This window comes from Bacteroidota bacterium (assembly GCA_039111535.1).
Classification (GTDB): Bacteria; Bacteroidota; Rhodothermia; order Rhodothermales; family JAHQVL01; genus JBCCIM01.
In genome coordinates this window covers 1-6,794 of the sequence record JBCCIM010000269.1, presented here as the reverse complement: position 1 = coordinate 6,794, position 6,794 = coordinate 1, and the positions used below count along the sequence as shown (strand labels likewise).

Annotated in this window: 8 protein-coding genes; 1 reads left to right on the top strand and 7 read right to left on the bottom strand. The window is 51.3% G+C overall.

Going from position 1 to position 6,794, the window contains the following annotated elements; genetic code table 11:
- The 6 genes from AAF564_25025 to sufB all read right to left on the bottom strand — a co-directional run.
- The coding region (locus tag AAF564_25025) for an iron-sulfur cluster assembly protein (GenBank protein ID MEM8488832.1) at window positions 1-300 on the bottom strand (300 nt) is incomplete at its 3' end.
- A gap of 60 nt (window positions 301-360) precedes the next feature.
- Window positions 361-831, bottom strand: coding sequence for a SufE family protein (locus AAF564_25020; protein ID MEM8488831.1), 471 nt, complete (start codon window positions 829-831; stop codon window positions 361-363).
- A gap of 2 nt (window positions 832-833) precedes the next feature.
- Window positions 834-2,105: a cysteine desulfurase gene (locus AAF564_25015; GenBank protein MEM8488830.1), complete on the bottom strand. Its 1,272-nt coding sequence runs from the start codon at window positions 2,103-2,105 to the stop codon at window positions 834-836.
- Window positions 2,106-2,134: 29 nt separating this feature from the next.
- Window positions 2,135-3,463, bottom strand: coding sequence for a Fe-S cluster assembly protein SufD (sufD, locus tag AAF564_25010; GenBank protein MEM8488829.1), 1,329 nt, complete (start codon window positions 3,461-3,463; stop codon window positions 2,135-2,137).
- Between the two features lie 36 nt (window positions 3,464-3,499).
- A complete protein-coding gene (gene sufC / locus AAF564_25005) occupies window positions 3,500-4,258 on the bottom strand; it encodes a Fe-S cluster assembly ATPase SufC (protein MEM8488828.1) in 759 nt (252 codons plus the stop codon).
- A gap of 97 nt (window positions 4,259-4,355) precedes the next feature.
- Window positions 4,356-5,816: a Fe-S cluster assembly protein SufB gene (gene sufB / locus AAF564_25000; GenBank protein ID MEM8488827.1), complete on the bottom strand. Its 1,461-nt coding sequence runs from the start codon at window positions 5,814-5,816 to the stop codon at window positions 4,356-4,358.
- 296 nt (window positions 5,817-6,112) lie between these two features.
- On the opposite strand from sufB, the gene AAF564_24995 reads away from it, so the two are divergent.
- Window positions 6,113-6,445: an iron-sulfur cluster assembly accessory protein gene (locus AAF564_24995; protein ID MEM8488826.1), complete on the top strand. Its 333-nt coding sequence runs from the start codon at window positions 6,113-6,115 to the stop codon at window positions 6,443-6,445.
- A 109-nt stretch (window positions 6,446-6,554) separates the two neighbouring features.
- Here AAF564_24995 and AAF564_24990 read toward each other — a convergent pair.
- A partial coding sequence (locus AAF564_24990) for a hypothetical protein (GenBank protein ID MEM8488825.1) occupies window positions 6,555-6,794 on the bottom strand: 240 nt, incomplete at its 5' end.

Genomic DNA, 6,794 nt, shown 5'->3' with positions numbered 1-6,794 from the left:
CGTAAGCTCTACCCGCGCGTCTGTTACCCCCTCAACATCCCGAATAGACTCTTCAACTTCCCGTGGCATGGTGTCGGCCACGGGGCAACCTGGCGCCGTGAGGGTCATGCTGACATGGACGGTCTGGTCCGGGTAAATGTTGATGTCGTAAATCAGCCCGAGGTCATAAATGTTGACTGGAATCTCCGGGTCGAAAATCTCCTTTAGCGCACCAATAATGCGTTGCTCCAGTTCGTTTTCAACCTGGTCCTTTTCAACCTTATCTTTTTCGTTCTGGTCGTTTTCAACAGGCGTTTCCATAATCTTGTGGTTTTGCGCTTGGCACGTGTGTGGGGAGCGGGCAGTTTACTGGTTGATGGTTTACCGTTTTGCCGTCTGGCTGTGAGCTAACGGTGTTGCTCCAGCGTTGGCATCCAGTTTTGCAAATGCTGTGGCATACAGTTTCATCTGTTTGATCATGGCATCGAGTCCGTTTTTTCGGGTAGGAGACAGGTGCTCCTTCATTTCCAATTGGTCGAGGAAGGCCAGGTCTGCATTAATAATTGTAATTGCCGGCTGCCCGGAGAGCACGCGTACCAGCAGCGCAATGAGTCCTTTGGTTATGGCTGCATCGCTGTTGGCATCAAAAAACACCTGGTTTTCTGAATGATGGGCGTGCAGCCAAACCTGTGACTGGCAGCCTTTGATTTTGTATGCGTCTGTTTGAAAGTCGGCAGCCATGGACGGAAGGGCGCGACCGAGGTCAATCAGGTGCTCGTAGCGGCCCATCCAGTCATCAAAAAGGCCAAACTCTTCGACGATTTCCCGCTCTTTTGCTGTAATGTCAGCCATTGCTACCCCAGCATTTTTTTAACGCGGTGCAAGCCGGCCACAAGCTGGTCGATGTCCGCTTCATTGTTATAGAGTGCAAGGGAGGCACGCGCTGTACCGGGGATTGCCAGGTGATCCATCAGTGGTTGCGTGCAATGGTGTCCGGTTCGGACAGCAATCCCCAACTGGTCGAGGATGGCTCCGGTGTCATACGGATGGATATCATCAATCAGGAAAGACAGTACGCCGGCTTTTTGTGTTGCTGTACCGATGATGCGCAAGCCATCGATGGCTTCCAACTGGCTTGTTGCATAGGCAAGCAAAGACGCTTCATAGGCATGCAAGGCATCAAATCCGATTCCGTTGAGGTAATCAACTGCGGTGCCCAATGCAATGCCACCAACAATGTTGGGGGTGCCGGCTTCAAACTTGTGGGGGAGTGCGTTGTAAGTCGTTTTTTCGAATGACACATTGTCAATCATATCCCCGCCGCCCTGGTATGGTGGCATTGCCTCAAGCAGGGCTTCTTTGCCATAGAGGATACCAACACCCGTTGGGCCAAACATTTTGTGGCTCGACAACGCGTAAAAATCTGCATCCAATGCTTGCACATCGATGGCCATGTGTGGGGCTGCCTGGGCACCGTCAACAACGATGATGCTGCCACTGGCATGCGCAGCCGCAGCCATATCGGCTATCGGATTGATTGTGCCGAGGCTATTGGATACATGGCAAACAGCTACAATCCGCGTCCGGTCGGAGAGCATGTTCAAGTACGCATCGTACTGAATTTCTCCGCGTTCGTTGATCGGAATGACTTTCAGTACCGCTCCTTTCTCCTCACATAACATCTGCCAGGGTACGATGTTGGAGTGGTGCTCCATCGTAGAGATCAGAATTTCATCGCCGGCCTGCACGTGCATGCGCCCGTATGTAGATGCAATGAGGTTGATGGCCTCTGTGGTGCCGCGGGTGTACAACACTTCATGCGCGTGCGCAGCGTTGATGAATAGCTGCATTTTCGACCGGGCTTGCTCGTATGCATCCGTTGCCTGCTGGCTCAGGAAGTGGACGCCCCGGTGAATATTACTATTCTCTTTTTCGTAATACGACTGGATGCGGTCAATAACTACCTGTGGCTTTTGCGCCGTAGCTCCATTATCCAGATAAACAAGCGGTTGGCCGTGCACTTCCTGATCCAATGCCGGAAAGTCCGCTCGGATTTTATAGATATCAAAGCGAGGCGCCGCTGAGTCAGCAGCAAGGGGGGTACCATGTAAGGTCGCACCAGGCATAGCAGCTAGGGTATGTGCAGCAAGAGCGCTTACAGGCGTGCTGCAATTTTGTCGTCAACGAATGCGCGCAAAGGCTCTATTTTGATGTTGTCGATTACATCACGTGCAAAAGCCATGAGCAGCAGGGAGCGTGCCTGCGTTTCATTGATGCCGCGGGCTCTGAGGTAGAAGAGGGCATCTTCATCGAGTTGGCCCGTTGTTGCGCCGTGGCTGCACCGCACATCATCCGCGTAGATTTCGAGCTCCGGCTTGGAGTACATCTGTGCCTTGGGCGTAAGCGTGATGCTTTTGTTCGACTGGTACGCATTGATTTTCTGCGCGTCGGGGCGGACAAACACTTTCCCGTTAAATATGCCCGTTGAGGCGTCATCGAGGATGTTTTTGTACAGCTCGTTGCTAAAGCAATTGGGCTTCTTGTGGTCAACCAATGTATGGTTGTCGACGTGCATATCGTTTTTGCCCAGCACAAAGCCAAACAAGTGGCTCTCACAATCTTCAGCATCGGGGACGATGGTCAGGTTGTTTCTGATCATCTTGCCAGTAAGCGAAGTGGTGTGGGTGCTGAAGAAGCTTGTTGCTGCCTGCTGTGCGTGGATGTCTGCAACAACTGTAGTTTCTTCGCCGAATTCCTGCAACTGATAATGGTCGACGTGGGCGCGCGCTTCCACGACCCATTCTGTTACGCTGTTCACAAACGTTGCAGCGCCATTGTTGAGCGAGGCAAAGCTCTCGATCACTTTGACCTGACTGCCGGCTTCAGCAACAAACAACATGCGGGGCTGGAGCATCTGGTCCGCCTGCATATCGAACAAGTGGATGACATGGATGGGTTTGTCTAATACCGTACGCTGTGGTACGTGTAGAAACAAGCCATCTTTGGCAAACGCCGTGTTCAGGGCTACAAACGCATCTGAATCCGGATTAGCATATTGGGCAAAATGCGGGTTCATCAGGTCCGCGTGTTCAGTAGACGCCGTGCACAGGTCGGTCAACGTAACGCCGGCTGTGAATCCGTTTAAGTCGCCAAGCGCCGGCTGCATATGACCGTTGAGGAATACAACGCGGTATGCATCGAGCTCAGGAATCTGAAACGGTGCAAGATCAGCAACCTGAAGCGAAGAGGTAGCAGTTTGCAGTTGAATCTGAACGTCTTTACTCAGCGCTTTTTCTATGCGCGTATATTTCCAGGCTTCCGTTTTCTTGTGCGGGAGGCCGATTTTGGCAAAGTCTTCAATGGCATCCTGCCGTATCGTGGTCAGCGATGCATTGCTCCCGTTGAGGGCATGGCCGTTGTGCTGCTCGTACATGACCTGGAACCGGTCTTCCATGCGAAGCTTCTGGTCTGTCATCACACTCATGGATTCAAAAATTTGGAGGTTGGTTGGTTCAGGCGATCAGGCAAGGACTTCTTCTTTGATCCAGTCATAGCCTTTTTCTTCGAGTTCAAGCGCTAGCTCTTTGCCACCAGACTTAACAATCCGCCCGTCTACAAGCACATGCACGAAGTCGGGCACGATGTATTCTAGGAGGCGCTGGTAATGCGTGATAACTACAAAGGCACGGTCATCAGCGCGTAACTGGTTTACGCCGTCTGAGACAATCCGAAGTGCATCGATGTCGAGACCAGAATCGGTTTCGTCCATGATGGCAAGTTTGGGCTCCAGAATAGCCATCTGGAAAATCTCATTGCGTTTCTTTTCGCCACCTGAGAAGCCTTCGTTCACCGAACGCTTCTTCAGGTTCGGGTCCAGGTGTACCATTTCTGCCTTTTCCTTCAGCAGCTTCAGGAATTCCATGGCTGTGATAGGATCCTCGCCACGGTGCGCGCGCTGTGCGTTGATGGCCTGCTTGAGAAAGTTGGACATACTGACGCCAGGCAGCTCAACCGGGTACTGAAACGCGAGGAACAGGCCTTCGAGGGCGCGCTCATCTGCTTCCAGTTCCAGGAGGTCGTCATTCTGGAAGGTGACAGATCCTTCTGTCACTTCATAGCCGTCGCGGCCGGCCAATACAGAGGCCAGGGTGCTTTTGCCTGAGCCATTTGGGCCCATGATGGCGTGTACTTCCCCTGCTTTTACGGTGAGGTCCAGGCCTTTCAGGATTTCTTTGTTCTCGTCTTCTATCGAAACGCGGAGATTTTTGATCTCTAGCATGATGATGTTAGGGGTTCGCTTCTTGGAAAAATATGCAGACGCACCAACGCGGCGGTCTGCCAGTTTCGGGTGAATGGTGGCAGGTTAACCTACACGTTTAGCCTACACTACCTTCAAGTTCGATGGCCAGCAATTTCTGGGCTTCTACAGCAAATTCCATCGGCAGCTTGGACAGGATGTCTTTGCAAAAGCCGTTTACAATCAGCTTGATGGCTTCTTCTTCGCCGATGCCGCGCTGGTTGCAATAGAAAATCTGGTCTTCACCCACTTTTGAAGTTGTTGCTTCGTGCTCAACCTTTGCGGATTGATTTTCGATTTCGAGGTAGGGAAAGGTATGCGCGCCGCACTTGTCGCCCAGCAGCATAGAGTCACACTGAGAGAAGTTTCTCGCGTTGTCTGCTTTGGGGTTAATTTTGACGAGGCCGCGGTAGCTGTTCTGGCTTTTGCCGGCAGAGATCCCTTTTGAAATAATTGTGCTCGACGTGTTTTTGCCGAGGTGAATCATTTTTGTGCCGGTATCCGCTTGCTGTTTGCCTTTGGTAAAGGCTACCGAGTAGAACTCGCCAACTGAGTGGTCGCCTTTGAGGATTACACTCGGGTATTTCCAGGTAATAGAACTGCCCGTTTCGAGCTGGGTCCAGGAAATTTTAGCATGATCTCCCTGGCAAATGCCGCGCTTGGTTACAAAGTTGTAAATCCCGCCTACGCCTTCTTCATTGCCCGGGTACCAGTTCTGGATGGTGGAGTATTTAACCTCAGCACCTTTGTGGGCTACAATTTCTACAACTGCTGCATGCAGTTGGTTTTCATCGCGCATGGGGGCGGTGCAGCCTTCGAGGTAACTCACGAAGCTGTCTTCGTCTGCAATAATCAGCGTACGCTCAAACTGCCCGGTGCCGGCTTCGTTGATCCGGAAATAGGTCGACAATTCCATCGGGCAGCGTACCCCTTTCGGGATGTAGCAGAACGAGCCGTCCGAAAATACGGCGGAGTTGAGCGCTGCGTAGAAATTGTCTGTGTACGGTACTACAGAACCAATGTATTGCTTGACCAGTTCAGGGTGGTTCTCAATGGCTTCGCCAAAAGAACAGAAAATGATACCCTGTTCCGCCAACTGCTTTTTGAAGGTGGTGGCAACAGATACGCTGTCTACCACAACATCTACGGCTACACCCGTGAGGCGCTTCTGTTCTTCAAGTGAGATGCCGAGCTTTGCAAAGGTCTCGAGTAATTCCGGCTCCACCTCATCCAGGCTGTTGTACTTGGGCTTGCTGTTGGGCGCCGAGTAATAGCTGATGTTTTGAAAATCTACTTCCGGGTAGTCCAGGTGTGCCCACTGGGGGTATTTGTCCTTGTCCTGCAAGGTCTGCCAGTAGCGGAAGGCGCGAAGACGCCAGTCAAGCATCCATTGGGGCTCTTCTTTCTTGGAAGAAATCAGCCGTACTACATCTTCATTTAGCCCTTTAGGGGCTGTATCTGCCTCGATTTCGGTTACAAACCCGTACTTGTATTCACTGTCAGCTACTTCATGCAAGAAGTCAGTATCGCTCTGGCTCATGGCTATTTTGGCGTTCCAGGTGGAAATATGTGGAGGCACAGGGGGCCTTCACGCGGCTTAATTTTACAGTGTAAACAACTGTTTACAAAGTGGTGGTGTAAACTTTTGTCAACAACCCGCCCGCGTACGTTTCGTTCCCTTATTTGGATTTAGTCTATGATAAGATTAGCAGAATAATCATAGGGCCCGGTATTGTTGCAGCGCGGGCGCGCAGGAACTGTGTAACCTGGAACAGGTACATCCCACAAAGTGATAGACTTTATTTATCTCTACCCGCAAAACTGCTGCGGTAAACAATGGAATTACAGATTACAGAACGTGCGCTTAACAAAATTCTGGAATCAGCCGAAAAAGAAGCGGTTGACCTCGACGCAGCGATGCTCAGAATAGCTGTTGTGCCAGGGGGATGTTCAGGCCTTACTTATGATCTGGGTTGGGATACAACCCGCATGGAGCAGGATGACGTACAGCAGATTGGGAAAGTGCAGGTTGTGCTTGATAAACGCAGTTATGCCTATTTAATGGGATCAGAGCTCGATTTTTCCGACGGACTGGAGGGCAAGGGTTTTCACTTCATGAACCCGCAAGCCATTCGCAATTGCGCCTGTGGTGAGTCGTTTGGGCTTTAGGAGTGAGGAGTGCTTGGTGAGGAGTGCTTGGTGAGGAGTGCTTAGCGAGGAGTAAGGAGTAGGGATGGTGCCCTGTTCCCCCCATGTCATCCTGATGTCTATGACTTAGTCAAGTTAAAAGAAGCCTCGGATTGACCGAGACGTATTCATCGATGTAGGGTTTGTTGTGCTTGAGCATACTGCAAACAATGCGTAGTAGTTGGTTGGATACGTTGTTCAGAACAAGCTTTTTTGGTTTGCCTTCAGCCAGTTTCCTGGCGTAATAATGTTTGAACTTGGCTTTGTGTGTTACCATTGATCTGGCTGCCAGGTGCAATAGCTTGCGCATCGTTTTGGGGCCTTTACCTCG